This window comes from Cellulomonas sp. P24 (assembly GCF_024704385.1).
Taxonomy (GTDB): Bacteria; Actinomycetota; Actinomycetes; order Actinomycetales; family Cellulomonadaceae; genus JAJDFX01.
The window spans coordinates 329,026-349,464 of sequence record NZ_JAJDFX010000002.1; the positions used below are offsets into that span (position 1 = coordinate 329,026).

Annotated in this window: 24 protein-coding genes; 9 read left to right on the top strand and 15 right to left on the bottom strand. The window is 71.4% G+C overall.

The window, feature by feature from the left end; all coding sequences use genetic code 11:
• Positions 1–6: 6 nt before the first annotated feature.
• Complete coding sequence (locus LJB74_RS01630; RefSeq protein ID WP_259306894.1) at positions 7–480, bottom strand: NfeD family protein; 474 nt, start codon at positions 478–480, stop codon at positions 7–9.
• 155 nt (positions 481–635) lie between these two features.
• Positions 636–1,421 carry an ABC transporter ATP-binding protein gene (locus LJB74_RS01635; RefSeq protein ID WP_259306895.1) on the bottom strand — a complete coding sequence of 262 codons (786 nt, stop codon included), beginning with the start codon at positions 1,419–1,421 and terminating at the stop codon, positions 636–638.
• A 90-nt stretch (positions 1,422–1,511) separates the two neighbouring features.
• Here LJB74_RS01635 and LJB74_RS01640 point away from each other — a divergent pair, with 90 nt between their 5' ends.
• A complete protein-coding gene (locus tag LJB74_RS01640; RefSeq protein WP_259306896.1) occupies positions 1,512–2,294 on the top strand; it encodes a hypothetical protein in 783 nt (260 codons plus the stop codon).
• 23 nt (positions 2,295–2,317) lie between these two features.
• On the opposite strand, the gene glgA is transcribed toward LJB74_RS01640, so the two are convergent.
• Positions 2,318–3,541: a glycogen synthase gene (gene glgA / locus LJB74_RS01645; RefSeq protein WP_259306897.1), complete on the bottom strand. Its 1,224-nt coding sequence runs from the start codon at positions 3,539–3,541 to the stop codon at positions 2,318–2,320.
• Between the two features lie 106 nt (positions 3,542–3,647).
• Here glgA and LJB74_RS01650 point away from each other — a divergent pair, with 106 nt between their 5' ends.
• Both LJB74_RS01650 and serB read left to right on the top strand, forming a co-directional pair.
• On the top strand, positions 3,648–4,892 hold the full coding sequence (locus tag LJB74_RS01650) for a glucose-1-phosphate adenylyltransferase (protein ID WP_259306898.1): 1,245 nt from the start codon (positions 3,648–3,650) through the stop codon (positions 4,890–4,892).
• Positions 4,893–4,991: 99 nt separating this feature from the next.
• Positions 4,992–5,732 (top strand): phosphoserine phosphatase SerB, encoded by a 741-nt coding sequence (serB, locus tag LJB74_RS01655; protein WP_259310250.1) that lies wholly within the window; start codon positions 4,992–4,994, stop codon positions 5,730–5,732.
• 106 nt (positions 5,733–5,838) lie between these two features.
• Here the strand turns inward: serB and LJB74_RS01660 are convergent, their stop codons facing one another.
• The 3 genes from LJB74_RS01660 to fabG form a co-directional block, all read right to left on the bottom strand.
• On the bottom strand, positions 5,839–6,372 hold the full coding sequence (locus tag LJB74_RS01660) for a histidine phosphatase family protein (protein WP_259306899.1): 534 nt from the start codon (positions 6,370–6,372) through the stop codon (positions 5,839–5,841).
• A gap of 5 nt (positions 6,373–6,377) precedes the next feature.
• Positions 6,378–7,145, bottom strand: a complete 768-nt coding sequence (gene fabI, locus LJB74_RS01665; RefSeq protein WP_259306900.1) for an enoyl-ACP reductase FabI — start codon at positions 7,143–7,145, stop codon at positions 6,378–6,380.
• 61 nt (positions 7,146–7,206) lie between these two features.
• Entirely contained in the window at positions 7,207–7,914 is a 708-nt protein-coding gene (fabG, locus tag LJB74_RS01670; protein WP_310650785.1) for a 3-oxoacyl-ACP reductase FabG, read from the bottom strand.
• Between the two features lie 216 nt (positions 7,915–8,130).
• Between fabG and LJB74_RS01675 the strand changes: the two genes are divergently transcribed.
• The 3 genes from LJB74_RS01675 to LJB74_RS01685 are packed head-to-tail and all read left to right on the top strand — an operon-like array spanning position 8,131 to position 9,564.
• Positions 8,131–8,469, top strand: a complete 339-nt coding sequence (locus LJB74_RS01675) for a DUF3099 domain-containing protein (RefSeq protein WP_259306902.1) — start codon at positions 8,131–8,133, stop codon at positions 8,467–8,469.
• Positions 8,462–8,704 (top strand): hypothetical protein, encoded by a 243-nt coding sequence (locus LJB74_RS01680; RefSeq protein WP_259306903.1) that lies wholly within the window; start codon positions 8,462–8,464, stop codon positions 8,702–8,704. Before LJB74_RS01675 ends, LJB74_RS01680 begins: the two co-directional genes overlap by 8 nt.
• On the top strand, positions 8,701–9,564 hold the full coding sequence (locus LJB74_RS01685; protein WP_259306904.1) for an SURF1 family protein: 864 nt from the start codon (positions 8,701–8,703) through the stop codon (positions 9,562–9,564). The genes LJB74_RS01680 and LJB74_RS01685 overlap by 4 nt, the downstream gene beginning before the upstream one ends.
• Before the next feature lie 15 nt (positions 9,565–9,579).
• Here the strand turns inward: LJB74_RS01685 and LJB74_RS01690 are convergent, their stop codons facing one another.
• Positions 9,580–11,178 carry an ABC-F family ATP-binding cassette domain-containing protein gene (locus LJB74_RS01690; RefSeq protein WP_259306905.1) on the bottom strand — a complete coding sequence of 533 codons (1,599 nt, stop codon included), beginning with the start codon at positions 11,176–11,178 and terminating at the stop codon, positions 9,580–9,582.
• A gap of 213 nt (positions 11,179–11,391) precedes the next feature.
• On the opposite strand from LJB74_RS01690, the gene LJB74_RS01695 reads away from it, so the two are divergent.
• From LJB74_RS01695 to LJB74_RS01705, 3 genes are all read left to right on the top strand, one after another.
• Positions 11,392–12,000: a biotin transporter BioY gene (locus LJB74_RS01695; protein ID WP_259306906.1), complete on the top strand. Its 609-nt coding sequence runs from the start codon at positions 11,392–11,394 to the stop codon at positions 11,998–12,000.
• A 10-nt stretch (positions 12,001–12,010) separates the two neighbouring features.
• On the top strand, positions 12,011–12,748 hold the full coding sequence (locus LJB74_RS01700; protein ID WP_259306907.1) for an energy-coupling factor ABC transporter ATP-binding protein: 738 nt from the start codon (positions 12,011–12,013) through the stop codon (positions 12,746–12,748).
• Positions 12,749–12,810: 62 nt separating this feature from the next.
• Entirely contained in the window at positions 12,811–13,398 is a 588-nt protein-coding gene (locus LJB74_RS01705; protein WP_259306908.1) for an energy-coupling factor transporter transmembrane protein EcfT, read from the top strand.
• Between the two features lie 16 nt (positions 13,399–13,414).
• Here the strand turns inward: LJB74_RS01705 and LJB74_RS01710 are convergent, their stop codons facing one another.
• From LJB74_RS01710 to LJB74_RS01745, 8 genes are all read right to left on the bottom strand, one after another.
• Positions 13,415–13,753, bottom strand: a complete 339-nt coding sequence (locus LJB74_RS01710; RefSeq protein ID WP_259306909.1) for a metal-sulfur cluster assembly factor — start codon at positions 13,751–13,753, stop codon at positions 13,415–13,417.
• Entirely contained in the window at positions 13,750–14,307 is a 558-nt protein-coding gene (sufU, locus tag LJB74_RS01715) for a Fe-S cluster assembly sulfur transfer protein SufU (protein ID WP_310650786.1), read from the bottom strand. Before sufU ends, LJB74_RS01710 begins: the two co-directional genes overlap by 4 nt.
• On the bottom strand, positions 14,304–15,635 hold the full coding sequence (locus LJB74_RS01720) for a cysteine desulfurase (RefSeq protein ID WP_259306910.1): 1,332 nt from the start codon (positions 15,633–15,635) through the stop codon (positions 14,304–14,306). The genes sufU and LJB74_RS01720 overlap by 4 nt, the downstream gene beginning before the upstream one ends.
• 117 nt (positions 15,636–15,752) lie before the next feature.
• Positions 15,753–16,517 carry a Fe-S cluster assembly ATPase SufC gene (gene sufC, locus LJB74_RS01725; RefSeq protein ID WP_259306911.1) on the bottom strand — a complete coding sequence of 255 codons (765 nt, stop codon included), beginning with the start codon at positions 16,515–16,517 and terminating at the stop codon, positions 15,753–15,755.
• A gap of 2 nt (positions 16,518–16,519) precedes the next feature.
• The gene (locus LJB74_RS01730; RefSeq protein ID WP_259306912.1) at positions 16,520–16,870 is read right to left on the bottom strand and encodes a non-heme iron oxygenase ferredoxin subunit; all 351 of its coding nucleotides are present in this window, start codon (positions 16,868–16,870) and stop codon (positions 16,520–16,522) included.
• Positions 16,867–18,135: a Fe-S cluster assembly protein SufD gene (sufD, locus tag LJB74_RS01735; protein WP_259306913.1), complete on the bottom strand. Its 1,269-nt coding sequence runs from the start codon at positions 18,133–18,135 to the stop codon at positions 16,867–16,869. The genes LJB74_RS01730 and sufD overlap by 4 nt, the downstream gene beginning before the upstream one ends.
• Positions 18,135–19,568: a Fe-S cluster assembly protein SufB gene (gene sufB / locus LJB74_RS01740; RefSeq protein ID WP_259306914.1), complete on the bottom strand. Its 1,434-nt coding sequence runs from the start codon at positions 19,566–19,568 to the stop codon at positions 18,135–18,137. Before sufB ends, sufD begins: the two co-directional genes overlap by 1 nt.
• Complete coding sequence (locus tag LJB74_RS01745; RefSeq protein ID WP_259306915.1) at positions 19,565–20,302, bottom strand: metalloregulator ArsR/SmtB family transcription factor; 738 nt, start codon at positions 20,300–20,302, stop codon at positions 19,565–19,567. The genes sufB and LJB74_RS01745 overlap by 4 nt, the downstream gene beginning before the upstream one ends.
• Positions 20,303–20,439: the final 137 nt, after the last annotated feature.

A 20,439-nucleotide genomic window follows, 5' to 3' on the forward strand; every position in this document is an offset into this window, starting at 1 on the left:
GGGCTGTCACGACGTGACGCCTCGGGTGTCTCCGGTCGCGGAGGGAGCAGTGGGGGCCGCGTCGCTCACGACGGCGGTTGCGCCGTCGATCCGCTCGACCGTCACCTCGGCACCCGGCGCGTAGGTGCGCCCTTCGGCCGCACGGGCCGACCACACCTCGCCGTTGAGCTTGACCCGTCCGCCACCCTCGGTGACGGTCGCGACGACGACGGCCTCGCGGCCGACGAGAGCGTTCGCGTTCGTCTCCGGCAGCGGAACACGCTCCCGCAGGTGCCGAAGCAGCCACGGCCGCAGCCCGACCATCAGGACGAGAGCGACGACCGGCGCGATCACGAACTGGACCGCCGGCGGCGCTCCGAGGGCATCGGCGATCGCCGCGGCGAGTGCGCCACCGGCGAGCATCAGCAGGAACAGGCTCAACGAGAGCATCTCGGCCACACCGAGGACCAAGGCCCCAGCGACCCACCACAGCCATCCCATGGGGGTTCCTCCTCCGTGCACCTGGACATCGGCGGCCCCAGCACGACGACGTCGCCTGTACCGATCCTAGAGGAGTTCTTTGCCCGACGACACGGGAATCCGTGCAGGACCCCGGATGCCACGCGCGGCGGTCGACGGACGGAGCGGTCGAGCTCTCACCGCACCGCGCGTGCGGACCACCGCCCGTCGCGGTGGTCGACCACGAGGTCGAGCCCGAACGCCCCGGACAGGTTCTCCGCGGTCAACGTCTCCTCGAGGCGCCCGGACGCGTGCACCGTGCCGCCGCGCAGCAGGAGCGCATGGGTGAACCCCGGCGGGATCTCCTCGACGTGGTGCGTCACGAGCCCGAGCACCGGTGACCGGGCGTCGCCGGCGAGCTCGCTCAGGGCTGCGACGAGCTCTTCACGGCCGCCGAGGTCGAGACCCGCCGCGGGCTCGTCGAGAAGGAGGAGCTCGGGATCGGTCATGAGCGACCGCGCGATCTGCGCCCGCTTGCGCTCGCCCTCGCTGAGGGTCCCGAACGTGCGGGCCGCCAGGTGGTCGACCCCGAACAAGGAGAGGAGATCCGAAGCCCTCGTCTCGTCGACGTCCTCGTACGTCTCGCGCCAGCGGCCCGTCACGCCGTACGCCGCCGTGAGGACGACGTCACGCACGGTCTCCCCCGGCGGGATGCGGTCCGCGAGCGCGGCACTCGCCAGCCCGATACGCGGCCGCAGCTCGAACACGTCGACCCGACCCATGCGTTCGCCCAGCAGGTCTGCCGTCCCGGCCGTCGGGTGCATCCGCCCCGAGGCGACCTGGAGGAGGGTGGTCTTGCCGGCGCCGTTGCGGCCGAGGACCACCCAGCGCTCGCCTTCCCGGACCGTCCAGCTCACGTTGTCGAGGATCGTCGTCGTGCCTCGTCGGATGGTCACGCCCTGCAGGTCGAGCACGTCGGTCATGACCACAGACCTTAGCCGCCCGCGGGGACCCGACCGTGGCGGTCCTCGGCGCGACATCGGTCACACAGCCCGGCGTCGTAGGTTGAGGGCGTGCGCACGACCGGTTCCCCCCACGACCTCCCCCGATCGGTCCTCCTCGCGTTGTGGCTCGACGCGCGACCATCCGACGGCCACGCGCTCGACCGTGCCCTGCAGGCGGTGCAGCGCGACGACGAGCCGCACACCGTCTCCGGCTGGGCGGACACCGAGGTGTCGCTGCGCGACGCGATGTCGAGCTGGTGCCGCCACCCGATCGTGAGCGCAGCGCTCCTCCCTGCCCCCGGGGACGTCGCCGGGGTCCCGGCGGCGGTCAGCGCAGCCGCGATCGACGCCGGCGAGTGCGTGCTCGTCGAGGCCGAGGGGAGGTCTTTCGCCGTCGTCCCTGTCGTCGAGCAGTTCGGGAGCGACCTCGAACCCGGCCACCTGGTCTCGTGGCACGTGCGCGACGTGCCCTCCTGGCGCACCGCGGTGCTGGGTCAGATCGGTTCCCTCGCCGATGCGGAGCGCCGGTTGCGCACCGGTCTCGCGCAGGCGACCGAGGCCCTCGCCGCGCTCGACGTCGCCCGGTGGCGCCCCGACGCCGCCGAGGCGATCGTCGGGCTGCGCAGCACCGCTCCTGCCGGCTGGGGCCCACCCTCCTCGCTCGACCCGCGCCGCGCGAGCGTGATCACGACGGCGATGCGACTGCTGACCATCGTGCGTCTCGCGACCGAGGACGACGGCGGAGCGGTCAACCTCTGGCAGGCGGACCAACGATCGACGGCGCTGCGCGAGATCGACCGGGTCGCCCGGCACGCCCTCGCAGCCGCGGCCACCTCACCGCTCGGCGACTGAGAACCTCCGACCGCACGCGGGCATCACCCGAGGACGGTGCGGTACACCTCGATCGTGCGGTCGGCGATCGCCTCCCACGCGAAGTGGTCCTCCACCCGACGACGTGCCGCCTGCCCCATCGACGCGGCGCGCGTCGGGTCGGTGGCGAGCGACGTCAGCGCGTCGGCCAGGTCCGCGACGAACTCCTCGGGGTGCACGGGGGTTCCGGTGCCGTCGGTGACCTGGTCGATCGGCACGAGGGTCCCGGTCACCCCGTCGTCGACGACCTCGGGGATACCACCGGTCGCCGTCCCGACCACCGGCAGCCCGACCGCCATCGCCTCGAGGTTGACGATCCCGAGCGGCTCGTAGACCGAGGGGCAGGCGAACACCGTCCCGCTGGCGAGCACCGCGACGAGCTCGGGCCGGGCGAGCATCTGCTCGATCCACACGACCCCGTCCCGCTTCGCACGGAGCGCCTCCACCAGGCCCGTGACCTCCGCCGCGATCTGCGGGGTGTCCGGTGCACCGGCGCACAGCACGAGCTGGACCTCCGGGGGCAGCAGCTCGGCCGCCCGGAGCAGGTACGGCAGACCCTTCTGCCGGGTGATCCGCCCGACGAACACGATCGACGGCCGGTCCGGGTCGATACCCAGCCCGCGCACGACCGCGTCGGCGCGCGCGAGGTCCTCCGCCGCGGACGGGCGCGCCCACCCGGCCAGGTCGATCCCGTTGTGCACCACGTGGACGCGTGCCGGGTCCACGGCCGGGTAGGAGCGCAGGATGTCCGCACGCATGCCGGCGCTCACCGCGATGATGCCGGCCGCCGCCTCGTACGCCGTGCGCTCGGCCCAGCTCGACAGCGCGTAGCCCCCGCCGAGCTGCTCGGCCTTCCACGGGCGCAACGGCTCGAGCGAGTGGGCCGACAGGACGTGCGGGATGTCGTGCAGCAGCCCCGCCAGGTGCCCGGCGAGGTTCGCGTACCAGGTGTGCGAGTGCACGAGGTCCGCCGGACCACGGCCGTCGTCCTCACCGACCGCGTCCGCCATGGCGAGGTCGACCCCGAAGGTCGCCAGCGCCGCGTTCGCGCCCGCGAGCTCGGTCGGCACCGAGTAGCCGGTGACGTCCGCCTCGGTACGCGGTCCGTCGAAGCACCGCACGCGCACGTCGATGGTCCGTCTGAGGACCGCGGCGAGCTCGGTCACGTGAACGCCTGCACCGCCGTAGACGTGCGGCGGGTACTCGCGAGTGAGCAGGTCGACTCTCACGGTGATCCTTCCGACGCGGGCCCTGACCGGGCCGCCCTGCGCGACACGCTAGCGCGTCCGCCGCACACGCTCGCCCTCAGCACGCTGGAGGCCTAAGGTCGGGGCCATGGCAGCGCCGCGAGTTCTTGCAATCGTCCTTGCAGGTGGAGAAGGCAAGCGGCTCATGCCTCTGACGGCGCACCGGGCCAAGCCTGCCGTGCCGTTCGGTGGCATCTACCGCCTCGTCGACTTCGCCTTGTCGAACCTGGTGAACTCGCGCTATCTACGGATAGTCGTCCTCACCCAGTACAAGTCGCACAGCCTCGACCGCCACGTCTCGAAGACCTGGCGGATGTCGACCCTCCTCGGCAACTACGTCGCGCCGGTCCCCGCCCAGCAGCGGGTCGGCAAGCACTGGTACCTCGGCAGCGCCGACGCGATCTACCAGTGCCTCAACATCATCGAGGACGAGCGACCCGACATCGTCGTCGTGGTCGGTGCGGACCACGTGTACCGCATGGACTTCTCCCAGATGGTGGATCACCACATCGCGTCCGGCGCCGAGATGACCGTCGCCGGAATCCGGCAACCGATCGCGATGGCCGACCAGTTCGGCGTCATCGAGGTCGACCCGGCGCACCCGGACCGCATCTCGGCATTCCGGGAGAAGCCCAGCGACCCGATCGGGCTCGCGGACTCCCCCGGCGAGATCCTCGCCTCGATGGGCAACTACGTCATCAACGCCGACGCCCTGGTCCGGGCCGTCAGCGAGGACGCGGAGAACCCGACGTCCCGCCACGACATGGGCGGCGACCTGGTCCCCGCATTCGTCGCCCGCGGCACCGCCGGTGTCTACGACTTCATCCACAACGACGTCGCAGGCTCGACCGAGCGGGACCGGGACTACTGGCGCGACGTCGGGACCCTCGACTCGTACTTCGACGCGAACCAGGACCTCATCTCGATCGAACCGGTCTTCAACCTCTACAACGAGCTGTGGCCGGTCTTCACCGGGTACACCGGCCTCCCTCCGGCGAAGTTCGTCCACGCCGGTCCCGGACGCCTGGGACACGCGGCGGACTCGATCGTCTCCCCCGGCGTGCTCGTGTCCGGGGCCACCGTCTCCGGCTCGGTCCTGTCGCCGTGGGTCTACCTGCACTCCTGGGCGCAGGTGACCGACTCCGTGCTGCTCGACGGGGTTCAGGTCGAGCGCTACGCGCAGGTCCATCGCGCGATCCTCGACAAGAACGTCGTCGTCCCGGAGCGCGCACGGATCGGCCTCGACCACGACCACGACCGCGCGCGCGGGTTCACCGTGACCGAGAGCGGGATCACCGTGGTCCCGAAGGGCACGATCGTCTCCGCCGACTGACACCGCTCGTCTCCGCCGGCACGGGTCACGGGCGACCGCACACCGGTCGCACATGACCCGTGCCGTCCCCGGCGCACTACCCTTCCCGGCGTGACCAACGTGACGCCGAACGTGCCCGGTTCCGGGGGCCGCCCCCGAAGCACGCTGCTCGCCGGGCCACGGCGACTCGTGGTGACGGACGTGGACTCCACGTTCATCACGGCGGAGGTGATCGAGCTCCTGGCTGCGCACGCCGGCTCGCAGGCCCAGGTCGCCCGCATCACCGACCGGGCGATGCGCGGCGAGCTGGACTTCGCGGCCTCCCTGCACGAGCGCGTCGCGACCCTTGCGGGCCTGCCCGTCTCGGTGTTCGACGACGTCCTGGCCGAGGTCGAGCTGTCCCCCGGCGCCGCGGAGCTCGTCGACACCCTCGCCGCAGCAGGCTGGCCGCTCGCCCTGGTCTCCGGCGGCTTCCACGAGGTCGTCGACCGGCTCGCGGCTCCGCTCGGGATCACTCGGACGCGGGCCAACCGGCTCGAGGTCATCGCCGGTCGGCTGACCGGGCGGGTGCTGGGAGACGTCGTGGATCGCGCCGGCAAGGCGGCTGCGCTCCGCGAGTTCGCCGCGAGCGAGGGGATCGACCTGCAGCACACGGTCGCGATCGGGGACGGCGCCAACGACCTCGACATGCTCGCAGCCGCCGGGATCGGTGTCGCCTACCGTGCGAAGCCGGCCGTGCGCGCGCAGGTCGACCTGTCGTGGGACGGTCCGCTGGACGGTGTCCTGGACCTCGTCGCCACCGCGCTCCAGGGTCCGGGCGCGGGCCCGACGCTCGGCACGACCCCGACAGCCGACTCCTAGGGGACGCTGTCCGCCCTCGACCGTCGGGTCGAGCGTGGAGCGTCCATGACCGACTGCTCGTCCGGTTCCCGACGGACCGCCGCGATGTCAGTGGGCCAGCGCGACGTCAGTGGGCCGGCGCGACGATCCGGGTCAGCCGTCCGTTCTCTGCACTCAACGACCACCACGGGCCGGTCGTCTCGATCACGCTGAACGTCGCGGTCGGAACACCGGCGTGCGCACGCGCGACCGCTGCGGCATCCGACCCGTCTCCCGCCAGCGTGGCGGCCGTCCGGGACATCGTGGGTTCGTGGCCCACGACGAGCACCGTGCGCACACCCTCGCCGAGTGCTCTCACCATCTCGAGGAGGTCGTCGACCCCGGCGTGGTAGACCGCCTCGTCGATCCTGACCTCGATGCCGTCGGTCCCGAGCGCGCCCCGGCTCAGCTCCCAGGTCTGCCGGGTTCGCAAGGAGCTGGAGCACAGCACGAGGTCGGGACGGAGCCCGGCCGAGGCCAACGCCAGCCCGACCTGACCGGACTGACGGCGCCCGACGAGGGCGAGAGGCCGCTGGGCGTCGCCGTGCACGGCTCCACCAGCCTGCTCGGCCTTGGCATGGCGGAGCAGGACGAGACGACGGGCGTCAGTGGAGGCTGGCACGCCTCCTAGAGTCCCATTGCATGCACGCCGCCGTCGACATGCACGATCTCGCCGGTGGTCGCCGGGAACCAGTCGGACAGCAGCGCGGCGACCGCCCGCGCGGTGGGCTCGGCATCCGTCATGTCCCACCCGAGCGGGGAACGGTCCGACCAGCCGCCCTCGATCTCCTCGAACCCGGGGATCGACTTGGCGGCCGTCGTCCGGATCGGACCGGCCGACACGAGGTTCACCCGCACCCCCTGCGGGCCGAGGTCGCGGGCGAGATAGCGCGCGGTCGCCTCGAACGCAGCCTTCGCGACACCCATCCAGTCGTAGACCGGCCATGCGTACCGGGCGTCGAACGTGAGGCCGACGATCGACGCACCCCGCACCAGCAACGGCTGCGTCGCGACCGCGAGCGACTTGAGCGAGTATGCCGAGATCTCGAGGGCCGTCGCGACGTCGGGCCACTGCGCCGACAGGAAGTTCCCGCCGAGCACCGACTGCGGGGCGAACCCGATCGAGTGCACCACGCCGTCGAGGTGGTCCGTGTGCGCGCGCACCGCGTCGGCGAGGGCCCCGAGGTCGTCCTCGGACGTCACGTCGAGCTGGACGACGGGCGCCTCGACGGGGAGCCGTCGGGCGATCGCCTGCGTGAGGCGCATCTGCCGACCGAACGACGTCAGGACGACCTCGGCGCCCTGCTCCTGGGCGAGACGAGCCACGTGGAAGGCGATCGAGCCCTCGGTGAGGACACCGGTGACGAGGAGCTTCTTGCCGTCGAGCAGACCCATGTGCTGACTTCCGTTCGGTTCGAGAGAGGTGCGTGAGAGGACGGGACGAGCAGCGCCGCGGTCAGTGACCCATGCCGAGACCACCGTCGACGGGGATCACGGCGCCGTTGATGTACGCCGCCGCGTCCGAGGCGACGAACTCGACGACGGCGGCGACCTCCGACGGCTGCGCGAAGCGGCCGGCCGGGATGGCGGCAAGATACGCCTGACGCCGCTCCTCCGGGAGCGCACCGGTCATCGCGGTGTCGATGAAGCCGGGGGCGACGACATTGGCCGTGATGCCGCGCCCGCCGAGCTCACGGGCGATCGACCGGGCCATCCCGACGAGCCCGGCCTTCGACGCGGCGTAGTTCACCTGGCCGACGCCGCCGTACAGCCCGACGACCGACGAGATCAGGACGATCCGGCCGCGGCGCAGTCGGATCATGCCCTTCGACGCCCGGCGCACGCAGCGGAACGTACCCGTGAGGTTCACGTCGAGGACCTCGTCGAACTCCTCGTCCGACATCCGCATCAGGAGCTGGTCCCGGGTGATCCCGGCATTGGCGACCAGGACCTCGACGGGCCCGTGGGCCGCTTCCACCTGGCTGAACGCCGCATCGACGCTGGCGCCGTCCCGGACGTCGCCGATCACGCCGAGCACTCCCGCAGGGAGGTCACCGCCGCGGTACAGGGTCGCGACCTTGTCACCCGCAGCGACGAACCGCTCCGCGATCGCGCGGCCGATGCCACGGTTCGCCCCGGTCACCAGCACGCTTCGTGGCTCCACCACGGTCCTCCCAGGGTTGTGGACGGCATCCGACCGGGTCGCGGCCGTCAGGCGCGTCCGGGACACTCGCCCGACGGTATCCGACAACGATCGACGGCTGCGGGACTCGTGACGCCTAGGTTCGTCCCCTGCAGTTGTCCGATCCGTACAACCACACGCCGCGCATGTGCGCCGCCCGGGCGAGGGTGCCTGGTGAGGCAGGGCTAAAATCTGCGAGTGAGCAGGACCCGCCCCGGGACGTCCGGGCCCGACGAGGTGCATCGCATCACGCACGCGCCGTCGCCGCTGGCCGAGGACCAGTCCCGCCGCGAGCGGCGCTACCTGGTGCAGATGGGCATCCGGGTCGTCGCGTTCCTGCTCGTCGTGGTGCTCTGGAGTCATGTCCCGGCATGGATCAGCTGGCTTCTCGTCGCGACGGCGGTGGTGATGCCGTACATCGCGGTGCTGCTCGCGAATGCCGGCCGAGAGCGCCGGGAGACGAGCACCCTGCTGATCGACCCCCGCGCCCTGGGTGCGCAAGCCGAATCCTTCGGGAAGGACGTCCACCATGACTGACACCGCCGCCGCCCCGGACCCGGTGGCGGAGCTCGTGTGCAGCGCACGGGGGTGTCGCCAGGACGCGACATGGGGGCTCCTGTGGAACAACCCCCGCCTGCACGCACCGGAGCGGCGCAAGGTGTGGTTGGCGTGCCCCGATCACCGCGAGCAGCTCGAGCAGTTCCTCGGCGTGCGCGGGTTCCACCGCTCCACCGTCCCGGTGGGCGAGCTCGAGACGTCGTCGGGCCGATGAACGGGGGCCGCCGCCGCGCCATCGGTCTGGTGCTGCTCGCCGTCGTGCTCGCCGTCGGCTGCACGTTCGCCGGCCGTTGGCAGTGGGGACGGCACGTGACGGTCGACGCCGAGATCGCCGTCGTCAAGGCCAACTACTCCGCCCCTGCGGTTCCGATCGCCTCGGTGCTCCCCCACCTCGACACCCCGCTCCCCGACGCACGCGTGTGGACACGGGTCTCGCTCACCGGGCACTACCTCACCGGCGCGACCGTCCTCCTGCGGAACCGTCCGGTGAACAGCCAGTCCGCGTTCCACGTCCTCGTGCCGTTCCAGCTCGACCCCACCGACGGTGCAGCAGGTCCCGTCCTGGTGGTCGACCGTGGCTGGATCCCGCAGTCGTCCACCGAGGAGAGCCCGTCAGCCGCCCCGACGCCGCCCTCAGGGCACGTCACGATCACGGTGCACCTGCGCCAGCAGGAACCGGTCTCGACCAGGAGCGCACCACCGGGGCAGGTGCAGACCATCGCGGTCCGCCAGGTCCTGGACGCCGGCGGGGTCGCAGCGGACGTCCAGGCCTACGACGTCTTCGGCGGGCTCGACACCGAGACCCCGGCACCGGCGACACCGCTCGCGGCACTCCCGGCACCGAGCACGGACCCCGGTCCTCACCTGTCGTACGCGTTCCAGTGGTGGACGTTCGCGCTCGGCGCCCTGATCGGCTTCGGCCGGATGGCTCTCCGGGAGGCACGCGGCGAGGGCCCGGTACCGGGCGCGCGCACGGCACCCGCGCCGCGTCGCGTGCCCGCGAGCGTCGCGCGCCGCGGCCCGTCCGCCGAGGACGAGGAGGACGCCCTGATCGACGCGCAGCTCGGTCGCTGACCGGCAGCGCCCCGCTCAGGCGAGCGAGATGAGGTCCAGGTAGTCCGGGCCGAAGAGGTCCTCGTCACCGTCGGGCAGAAGGACGACCCGCTCCGGGTCCAGCGCGGCCACAGCGCCCTCGTCGTGGCTGACCAGCACCACCGCGCCCTTGTACCCCCTCAGCGCGGCGAGGATCTCCTCGCGGCTCGCCGGGTCGAGGTTGTTGGTCGGCTCGTCGAGCAGCAGCACGTTCGCCGACGAGACCACCAGCGCGGCGAGAGCGAGCCGGGTCTTCTCACCGCCGGAGAGCACCCGGGCGGGCTTGTCGGCATCGTCGCCGGAGAACAGGAACGACCCGAGCACCGACCGGACCTGCGTGTCGGTGAGGTCCGGGGCCGAGGTACGCAGGTTCTCCAGCACTGTGCGGTCCAGGTCGAGGGTCTCGTGCTCCTGCGCGTAGTACCCGAGCTTCAGGCCGTGACCGGCCCGGACCTCGCCGGTGTCCGGTGTGTCGAGACCGGCGAGCATCCGGAGCAGCGTCGTCTTCCCGGCGCCGTTGAACCCGAGCACCACGACGCGGCTCCCCCGGTCGATCGCGAGGCCGACATCGGTGAAGACCTCCTGCGACCCGTAGGACTTGCTCAGACCGATCGCGGTCAACGGTGTCTTGCCGCACGGCGCCGGCTCGGGGAACCTCAGCCTCGCGACCTTGTCCGAGACCCGCGCCTCGTCCAACGACGACAGCATTCGCTCGGCGCGGCGTGCCATGTTCTGCGCCGCGACCGCCTTGGTCGCCTTCGCGCGCATCTTGTCGGCCTGGGCGAGCAGGACGGCCGCCTTCTTCTCGGTGTTGGCACGCTCGCGCCGACGTCGCTTCTCGTCGGTCTCTCGCTGCAGGATGTACGCGTCCCACCCGAGGTTGTACTGGTCCAGCTCACCGCGGTTCGCGTCGAGGTGGAAGACCTTGTTCACGGTGGCCCGGAGCAGGTCGACGTCGTGGCTGATCACGACGAGCCCGCCGGAGTAGCCCTTGAGGAAGTCGCGCAGCCAGATGATCGAGTCGGCGTCGAGGTGGTTGGTCGGCTCGTCGAGCAGCAGGGTCTCGACGCCGGAGAACAGGATGCGCGCGAGCTCGACCCGCCGACGCTGACCACCGGAGAGCGTGCCGATCGTCTGGCCGAGCACACGTTCGTCGAGGCCGAGGTTGGACGCGATCCGGCTCGCCTCGCTCTCGGCCGCGTAGCCACCGGCAGCGGTGAAACGCGCCTCGAGGCGGGCGTAGCGTTCCATCGCGGCGTCACGCGTCTCGTCGATCGCGCTCGCCATCGCCCCTTCGGTCTCCCGCATGGAACGCACGATCTGGTCGAGGCCTCGCGCCGACAGGATCCGGTCCATGGCGACGACGTCGAGGTTCCCGGTGCGCGGGTCCTGCGGCAGGTACCCGACCTCACCGGACCGGGTGATCGTCCCCCCGGTCGGCTGGGTCTCGCCCGCGAGGGTCTTGGTGAGCGTGGTCTTGCCCGCACCGTTCCGACCGACGAGCCCGATGCGGTCGCCTGCGGCGATGCGGAACGTCGCGTCGTCCAGCAGCACGCGCGCGCCGACGCGCAGCTCGACGGCATGGGCAGTGATCACAGGGGTGTCCTTCCGGCGTCGGCGTGCGCCGACTGCGGTTTCCTCCGAACATGGCCCGCGAGCGTTGGCCGCAGGCACAAACGCAGCCAAGTCTATGTCTCCGCTAGCGTGACGAGCGGCGGGCTGCCGCCGTCGGCGCCGCGACCGGGCGCTGCTGCGAGCAGTCGCCCCACCGATCCGTGCACCGTCCGACCACCGATCCTCGGGGGAACCATGACCGCCGCACCAGACCACGACACCCCGGCCACCGTCCTCCCGGCGCCGATGGCTCGGGCGACCCCCGTCGTCGACGTCGCCCTCGTCTCGACGTTCGCAGCCTTCCTCGCGGTGTGCTCGCTCACGTCCGTCTCGATCGGCGTGGTCCCGGTCCCGATCACGCTCCAGACCTTCGGGGTACTCCTTGCCGGTGCCGTCCTCGGTGCGCGGCGCGGCGCGCTCGCCGTGCTCCTCTACCTGGCCGTCGGCCTGGCGGGGGTGCCGGTGTTCGCGCAGGGCACCGGTGGTCTCGGCGTGCTCGCCACCCCGTCGGTGGGTTACCTGCTCGCGTTCCCTCTCGTCGCCTGGTTGACAGGTCTCGCGGTCGAGCGGGCCGCGCACCGCACGCTGCGCCCGCTGGTGATCCTCGCCGCGACGCTCGGGGCGACCGTCGTGCTGTACCTGGTCGGGGTCCCGGTGATGGCCTGGCGGGCCGGCGTCTCCCTCACGACCGCCACCGCATGGAACGTCGGCTTCGTCCCGCTCGACCTCGTCAAGGCGGCCCTCGCCGCGATCGTGGCCGCCGCCGTGCACCGGGCGTTCCCCGACCTTCTCCGCCGACGTTGACGTCGTCCGCGTGATCCGGTTCGATGCCGCGACCGTCACCGCCCCGGGGCCACGTCCGGGCGCGGACCCGATCCAGCTGCTTGCCCCGCTGACGTGCACGCTCAGCGAGCGCCGGATCGCGGTGATCGGGGCGAACGGCTCCGGCAAGAGCACGCTCGCCCGGCTCGTCAACGGACTGGTGCTGCCGGCTGCCGGGCACGTGACGGTGGACGGCTGGGACACCGCACGTCACGGCGGTGAGGTTCGACGGCGCGTCGGGTTCGTGTTCACGGACCCCGACGCCCAGCTCGTCATGCCGACGCCGCTCGAGGACGTGACCCTGTCCCTGCGCCGCCTCGACCTGTCTCGCGCCGAGCGCGCCTCACGTGCCCGGGCGGTCCTGGAGTCGTTCGGTCTGGGAGATCGGGCCGACGTCGCCGTGCACTCCCTGTCCGGGGGCCAGAAGCAGCTCCTCGCCCTCGCCTGCGTCCTCGCGACCGACCCGGTCGTCCTCGTCTGCGACGAGCCGACGACGCTGCTCGACCTCCGGTGGCGGCGGCACGTCGAGACCGTGCTCGACGGGCTCACCCAGCAGGTCCTGCTGGTCACGCACGACCTGGCGAGCGCCGCTCGCGCCGACCGCGTCCTCGTCGTGGACGGTGGGCACGTGGTGCACGACGGCGACGCGTCCGCCGGCGTCGCGTACTACGAGTCCCTCATGACCGCCGGCTCCTCGACCGACTCCACGCGCGGGACGGGCTCGCCGTGAGACGCGGAGAGCGCCGCGCAGGCGGATCCGGTGCCACCTGGTCACCCTCATCGGGTCCCGCCGTGACGACCACGCTGCACCGCGCACCGGTGCCGGCCAAGCTCGCCGTCCTCGCCGGCCTCGGTGTCGCGACCGTCGTCCTGCCCGGTCCGGTGCCCGCGATGCTCCTCCTGGCCGGCGTCATCGCCGCCGCTGCCGTCGCGCAGGTCCCCCGCCGGGTCGCGCTCGCCGGCCTCCGCCCGGTCGCGATGGTCGTCCTCGCGCTCGGGGCCGTGCAGTGGTGGCAGCGCGGCTGGCTCACCGCCGTCGAGGCGATGTCCGACCTCACGGCCCTCGTGCTCGCCGCCACGGTCGTGCTGGCGACGACGCCGGTCGACGACCTCCTCGACGCGGTCGTCCGCGGTGTGCGTCCGTTGCGGCGCGTCGGGCTGGACCCCGAGCTCACGGCCCTGGCCGTGATGCTGATGCTGCGCACCGTCCCGGCGCTCCTCGACCTGGTCGCCGAGGTGCGGGACGCCGCGCGGGCGCGGGGGCTCGGGCGTCACCCCCGTGCGCTGCTGGTACCGGCAGCGATCCGTACGGTCGCGCGGGCACGGCTGGTCGGCGACGCCCTCGTCGCACGAGGCATCGGCGACACGACCGACCGGTGACCGTCAGCCGCCCGGCTCAGATGTTGAAGCCGAGCGCCCGCATCTGCTCGCGACCCTCGTCGGTGATCTTCTCCGGGCCCCACGGCGGCATCCAGACCCAGTTGATCCGGAACCCGTCGACGATGCCCTCGAGCGACTGCCCGGCCTGGTCCTCGATCACGTCGGTCAGCGGGCACGCCGCCGACGTCAGCGTCATGTCGATCACTGCGGTGTTCGACTGGTCGATCGTCACGCCGTACACGAGCCCGAGGTCGACGACGTTGATGCCGAGCTCCGGGTCGATGACGTCGCGCAGCGCCTCTTCGACGTCCGCGACGCTCGACGGGACCTCGCGCTCGGATGGGATGGTGCTCATGCGTCCTCCTTCAGCCCTGCGGTGTCCGGTCGTGCGTCGTCCAGCTCGCCGTCGTCGGGCCCCGCGACACCGTCGCCCACGCCTGCCTTGACGATCGCGTCCCGCAGTGCGGCCCAGCCCAGCAGCGCGCACTTGATCCGGGCCGGGAACTTGCCCACACCGGTGAATGCCGTCGCGTCGCCGAGCGCGTCCTGGGCGGCCTCGTCCAGGGCGAGACCACGTGAGCGCATCAGCTCCCGGAACGTCTCACCGAGCTTCTCGGCCTGGGCCACCGGGGCGTCCGTGACGAGCTCGGAGAGCACCGACACCGAGGCGCGGGAGATGCTGCACCCCTGGCCCTCCCAGCTGACGCTGCGCAGGACGTCGTGCCCGGTGCCGTCGGACCCGATCTCGACCCGCAGGGTCAGCTCGTCACCGCAGGTCGTGTTGACCTGGTGGGACTCCCCCACGCGCGCGTCGTCCCCGTGCGGGGGCACGAGGCCGTAGCCGCACGGGTCCTTGGCGTGGTCGAGGATCACCTGCTGGTAGAGCTGTTCCATCGCCGTGGCGGTCATCGACCGTCACCTCCGTTCGTCGTCAGTCCGAAGAACGCGCGGACCCCGCCCAGCGCTTCCCGGAAGATCTCGACCTCGTCCAGCGTCGTGTAGACCGATGCCGAGGCGCGAGCCGTCGCGGTGATGCCGAACCGGCGGTGCAGCGGCTGCGCGCAGTGGTGCCCGACGCGCACCGCGACCCCGGCGTCGTCGAGGACCTGACCGACGTCGTGCGCGTGGACGCCGTCGACCACGAACGCCACCGTCGCCAACCGGTCGACCGCCTCCGTGGGTCCGAGGACGCGGACGTGCGGCACCGACGCGACCGCGTCGAGCAGGGCCTGCGCGAGCACGTGCTCGTGCGCCGCGACGGCCTCCATGCCGAGCTCACCGAGGTAGGCCGCGGCTGCCCCCATCCCTACCGCCTGGGCGACCATCTGGGTCCCCGCCTCGAACTTCTGCGGCGGCGGTGCGAAGGTCGTGGACTCCATGGTCACGACCTCGACCATCGAGCCGCCGGTCATCACGGGCGGCAGCGCCTCGAGCAGCTCCCGGCGACCGTACAGTGCCCCGACCCCGGTCGGTCCGAGCATCTTGTGACCGGAGAACGCCGCGAAGTCGACGCCGAGCGCTGCCAGGTCGACCGGCAGGTGCGGCACGCTCTGGCAGGCGTCCAGCACGGTCAGCGCCCCGACCTCGCGCGCCCGGGCGACCAGCTCCACGACGGGTGCGATCGCGCCGGTGACGTTGGACGCGTGGCCGAACGCGAGCACCTTCGTGCGCTCACCCACGACCGTCGCGAGATCCTCGGTGCGGATCCGGCCGTCGTCGTGCAGGCCGAGCCACCGCAGGGTCGCCCCGGTCCGCGCGGCCAGCTCCTGCCACGGGACCAGGTTGGCGTGGTGCTCGGCCTCGGTGACGACGATCTCGTCCCCCGGTCCGAGCGCGAAGCGCCGCGCCGCCGCGCCGCCGCGTCCGGCCGTCGCGTTCGACATCGCGTAGGCGACGAGGTTGATCGCCGCGGTGGCGTTGGAGGTCCAGACGATCTCGTCCGACGCGACACCGACGAACCGCGCGACCTGGTCACGTGCTCCTTCGAACGCGTCGGTGGCCTCTTCGGCGAGCTGGTGCGCCCCGCGGTGCACCGCGGCGTTCCGCTGCGTGTAGAAGTCCCGCTCGGCGTCCAGGACCACGTCGGGCTTCTGCGACGTCGCCCCGGAGTCCAGGTACACGAGCGGACGTCCGTCCCGCAGGGTCCGGTCGAGCAGCGGGAAGTCCGCGCGCACCGCCGCGAGCTCGACGTCGGTGAGTCCCGACGGCGCGCCGGGCGGATGGACGGTCTGTGTCACAACGGTGTCCTTGCTCGTAGGGGCTCGTCGAGGCCGGTCGGGCCTGGTCGGTGCTCGTGTGGGTCGTGGTGCAGGTTCGAGCGGGTTCAGACAGGTTCGGACAGGTTCAGACGGCCGTCAGGCGGTCGCGCCCGCGCCGAGGAACCGGTCGTAGCCCTCGTCCTCGAGCCGGTCCGCGAGCTCCGGCCCGCCTTCCTCGGCGACCCGACCGTCGACGAAGACGTGCACGAAGTCCGGCGTGATGTAGCGCAGGATCCGGGTGTAGTGCGTGATGAGCAGCACCCCGATGTCGGAGGTCTCCTTCACACGGTTGACCCCCTCGGAGACGATCCGGAGCGCGTCGACGTCCAGACCCGAGTCGGTCTCGTCGAGGATCGCGAACTTCGGTGCGAGCAGCTCGAGCTGGAGGATCTCGTGGCGCTTCTTCTCGCCACCGGAGAAGCCCTCGTTCACGCTGCGTGCGGCGAAGGACTCGTCCATCCGGAGCTTGTCCATCGCCGCCCGGACCTCCTTGGTCCAGGTGCGCAGCTTCGGGGCATGACCGTCGATCGCGGTCTTCGCGGTCCGCAGGAAGTTCGTCACGCTGACGCCGGGCACCTCGACCGGGTACTGCATGGCAAGGAAGAGCCCGGCCCGTGCGCGCTCGTCGACGGTCATGGCGAGCACGTCGACACCGTCGAGCGTCACCGTCCCCGACGTGACCGTGTACTTCGGGTGGCCGGCGAGCGAGTAGGCGAGCGTCGACTTGCCGGAGCCGTTGGGGCCCATGATGGCGTGCGTCTCGCCGCTGGAGATGGAGAGGTTGACGCCGCGGAGGATCTGCTTCGCGCCCTCCTTGGTCTCGACGCTGACGTGCAGGTCACGGATCTCGAGCGTGGACATGGTCAGTTCTCCTCGGACGGGCGGTGGACGACGTCGACGTCGACGAGCACGTGCTCGCCGTCGACGGTCACGGGGTAGACAGGGACGGGGTGCGTCGCGGGGAGCCCGAGGGCCGCACCGGTACGCAGGTCGAAGCGGGAGCCGTGGAGCCAGCACTCGATCGTGCGGCCCTCCACGTCACCGTCGGACAGCGAGACGGCGCCGTGCGAGCACACGTCGGAGATCGCGTGGAGTGCGCCGTCGTCGTCGCGCACGACCGCGACCGCGACAGGGCCACGCTCTCCGACGAGCTCGACACGGAGCGCCTCGCCCGTGGCGACGTCGGCGACCAGGCAGGCCGGCTGGGCGCTCATGCGTCCGCCGCAGCGAGAGCGTCGACGCCACCGATCGCGTCGAGGATGCTCATGCTCTTCTCGAGCTCGGCCTCGATCGCGGCGAGCAGGCGCTCCTCGACCTCGGGCACGCCGATCTGCTGGATGAGCTCGTTGAAGAACCCCCGGACGACGAGGCGCCGGGCGTCGGGCTCGGGGATGCCCCGCGACCGCAGGTAGAACAGCTGCTCGTCGTCGAAGCGACCGGTCGCGCTGGCGTGACCGGCACCTTCGATGAGCCCGGTCTCGATCTCGAGGTTCGGCACCGAGTCGGCGCGGGCCCCGTCGGAGAGCACGAGGTTCCGGTTGAGCTCGTAGGTGTCCGTGCCCTCGGCCTCGGCGCGGATCAGGACGTCGCCCACCCACACGGTGTGCGCACCTTCGCCCTGCAGCGCGCCCTTGTAGGTGACCCGGGACCGGCACGACGGCACGGCGTGGTCGACGAACAGCCGGTGCTCCTGGTGCTGGCCGGCGTCCGCGAAGTACAGACCGACCATCTCGAGGGAGCCGTTCTCGCCGGTGAACTCGGCATCCGGGGTGACCCGGACGATGCTTCCGCCGAGCGTCACGACGATGTGCTTGACCGTCGCGTCGCGACCGAGCCGGATCCGGTGCGACGACAGGTGGACGGTGTCCGGGGCCCAGTCGTGCACCGAGACGAGCGTCAGGTGTGCACCGTCCTCGACGACGACCTCGATCGTCTCCGACAGCATCGCCGACCCGGTGTGGTCCACGACCACGAGCGACTCGGACAGCTCTCGCGCATGGACGAGCAGGTGCGACGCAGTCGGGTTCGACGCGTCGACACCCTCGACCCGCACCGAGGTCGCGGTGCCCGCGACCAGCTGCGGTGGGATCGTCACGACGGTCGCGCGCTGGAACGAGCTCCAGGCCGTGACCGCAGACCGGTCGCCGGGCTTGCCCGCGGTCCCGAGTCGGGGATCGTCACGGTCGACGATCTCGACCACGACCCCGGGCGCCTCGACCACCGTGGTGATGACCTTCGGTCCTGAGAGGTCCGACGCGAAGAGCGGTGCGACGCGGTCGACCGGGGCGAACCGCCACTCCTCCTCGCGCCCGGTCGGCACCGGGAAGTCCGCGAGGTCGAACGACGTCGTCCGCTGGGCCCGCGAGCTCGCGGGGACCGTCGGCACACCGTGCGTGTGCGTCCCGTCGGCGACCGCCCGTGAGTGGTCGGTGGAGAGGCCCCCGGGTACGGCGGTCTCGTGGTCGGTGGTGCTGGTCATCAGCCGACGGATCCTTCCATCTGGAGCTCGATCAAGCGGTTCAGCTCGAGGGCGTACTCCATGGGGAGCTCGCGTGCGATGGGCTCCACGAACCCGCGCACGATCATCGCCATGGCTTCGGTCTCCTTCATCCCGCGGGACATCAGGTAGAACAGCTGGTCCTCGCTCACGCGCGAGACCGTCGCCTCGTGCCCCATCGACACGTCGTCCTCACGGACGTCCACGTAGGGATAGGTGTCGGAACGGGAGATCTGGTCGACGAGGAGGGCATCGCAGAGCACGTTGGACGCCGAGTGGTGGGCACCCTCGAGGATCTGGACGAGCCCGCGGTAGGACGTGCGACCGCCGCCGCGCGCGACCGACTTGGAGACGATCGACGACGACGTGTGCGGCGCGGCGTGGACCATCTTCGCGCCTGCGTCCTGGTGCTGCCCCTCGCCGGCGAACGCGATCGAGAGTGTCTCGCCGCGCGCGTGCTCTCCCATGAGGTAGATCGCGGGGTACTTCATCGTGACCTTGGAGCCGATGTTCCCGTCGACCCACTCCATGGTCGCGCCCTCGCCGGCGGTCGCCCGCTTGGTGACCAGGTTGTACACGTTGTTCGACCAGTTCTGGATCGTCGTGTACCGGACCCGTGCGTTCTTCTTCACGATGATCTCGACCACGGCCGAGTGCAGCGAGTCCGACTGGTAGATCGGTGCGGTGCAGCCCTCGACGTAGTGCACGTACGAGCCCTCGTCGGCGATGATCAGGGTCCGCTCGAACTGGCCCATGTTCTCGGTGTTGATCCGGAAGTAGGCCTGCAGCGGGATGTCGACGTGCACGCCCGGCGGGACGTAGACGAACGACCCACCGGACCACACCGCGGTGTTCAGCGACGCGAACTTGTTGTCCCCCACCGGGATGACCGAGCCGAAGTACTGCTCGAAGATCTCCGGGTGCTCGCGCAGCCCGGTGTCGGTGTCGAGGAAGATGACGCCCTGCTCTTCGAGGTCCTCACGGATCTGGTGGTAGACGACCTCGGACTCGTACTGCGCGGCGACGCCCGAGACCAGGCGCTGCTTCTCGGCCTCCGGGATGCCCAGGCGGTCGTACGTGTTCTTGATGTCGTCCGGGAGCTCGTCCCAGGTCGTGGCCTGCTTCTCCGTCGAGCGGACGAAGTACTTGATGTTGTCGAAGTCGATGCCGGTGAGGTCCGAGCCCCAGTTGGGCATGGGCTTCTTGTCGAACAGGCGGAGACCCTTGAGCCGCAGCTTGAGCATCCACTCGGGCTCGTTCTTGAGCGCCGAGATGTTGCGGACGACCTCCTCTGACAGGCCGCGCCGCGCGGTCTCACCGGCGATGTCGGAGTCGTGCCAGCCGTATCCGTACGACCCGATCGACGCGATGGCCTCGTCCTGGGTCAGGGGCGAGCTGTCGGTGGGAGCGGTCATGGGGTTCCTTCCGCAGGGACGTGGAGAGCGCCGATCGGGATGTTCGTCGTGCAGACGTGCCCACCGGCTGCCAGCGTCGACAGACGCTGGACATGGACGCCGAGAAGGCGGGAGAAGACGTGGGTCTCGGCCTCGCAGAGCTCCGGGAACTCGGCCGCGACCTGCTGGACGGGGCAGTGACCTTGGCACAGCTGGACCGTCGCCATCCCGGGGATGGGTCGAGCCGTCGCGGCGTACCCGTCCGTCGTCAGGCCGGCGGCGAGTGCCTGGACCCGGGCGAGGGGGTCGGTGCCCGCGGCCGCGAGCGTCGGCGCGTGCCGTCGTTCGAGGTCCTCGAGACGCCGCTCGGCGAACGCGGTGACGGCCTCGCGGCCGGCGAGCTCCTCGATCAGGCGCAGTGCCTGACCGGCGAGCTCCGGATAGCTGTTGGAGAGCGCCGCCTGCCCGCGCCCCGTCACGATGTACCGACGGGCCGGCCGACCCCGTGGAGCCGGCTGCCCGGCACACGTGGTCGGTTCGTGGACGACGATGCGCCCGGCGCCCTCGAGGACCGAGAGGTGCCGACGGATCGCTGCCGTTGTCAGACCGAGGCCGCGGGCGAGCTGGGCCGCCGTGACCGGGCCGTCGGACGCCACGATCTGGAGCACGCGGTCCCGCGTGGACTCGTCGTTGTCGCCGGTCTCGCCGTCGTGGTCGGACCGGTGCGCGGGCGCATCGACCAGGGTCGTGCTCATCGTCACCTCCACTGCGGTCTCTCCGGGCCCGAGGACCCGCCGGGACTTGATCGCCCTCGATATAGGCAACATAGTTGTTGCCAATATAGTCCCACGCAAGGAAGGTCACCCTCACTTCCGACCGGGCCGCGCGTCGC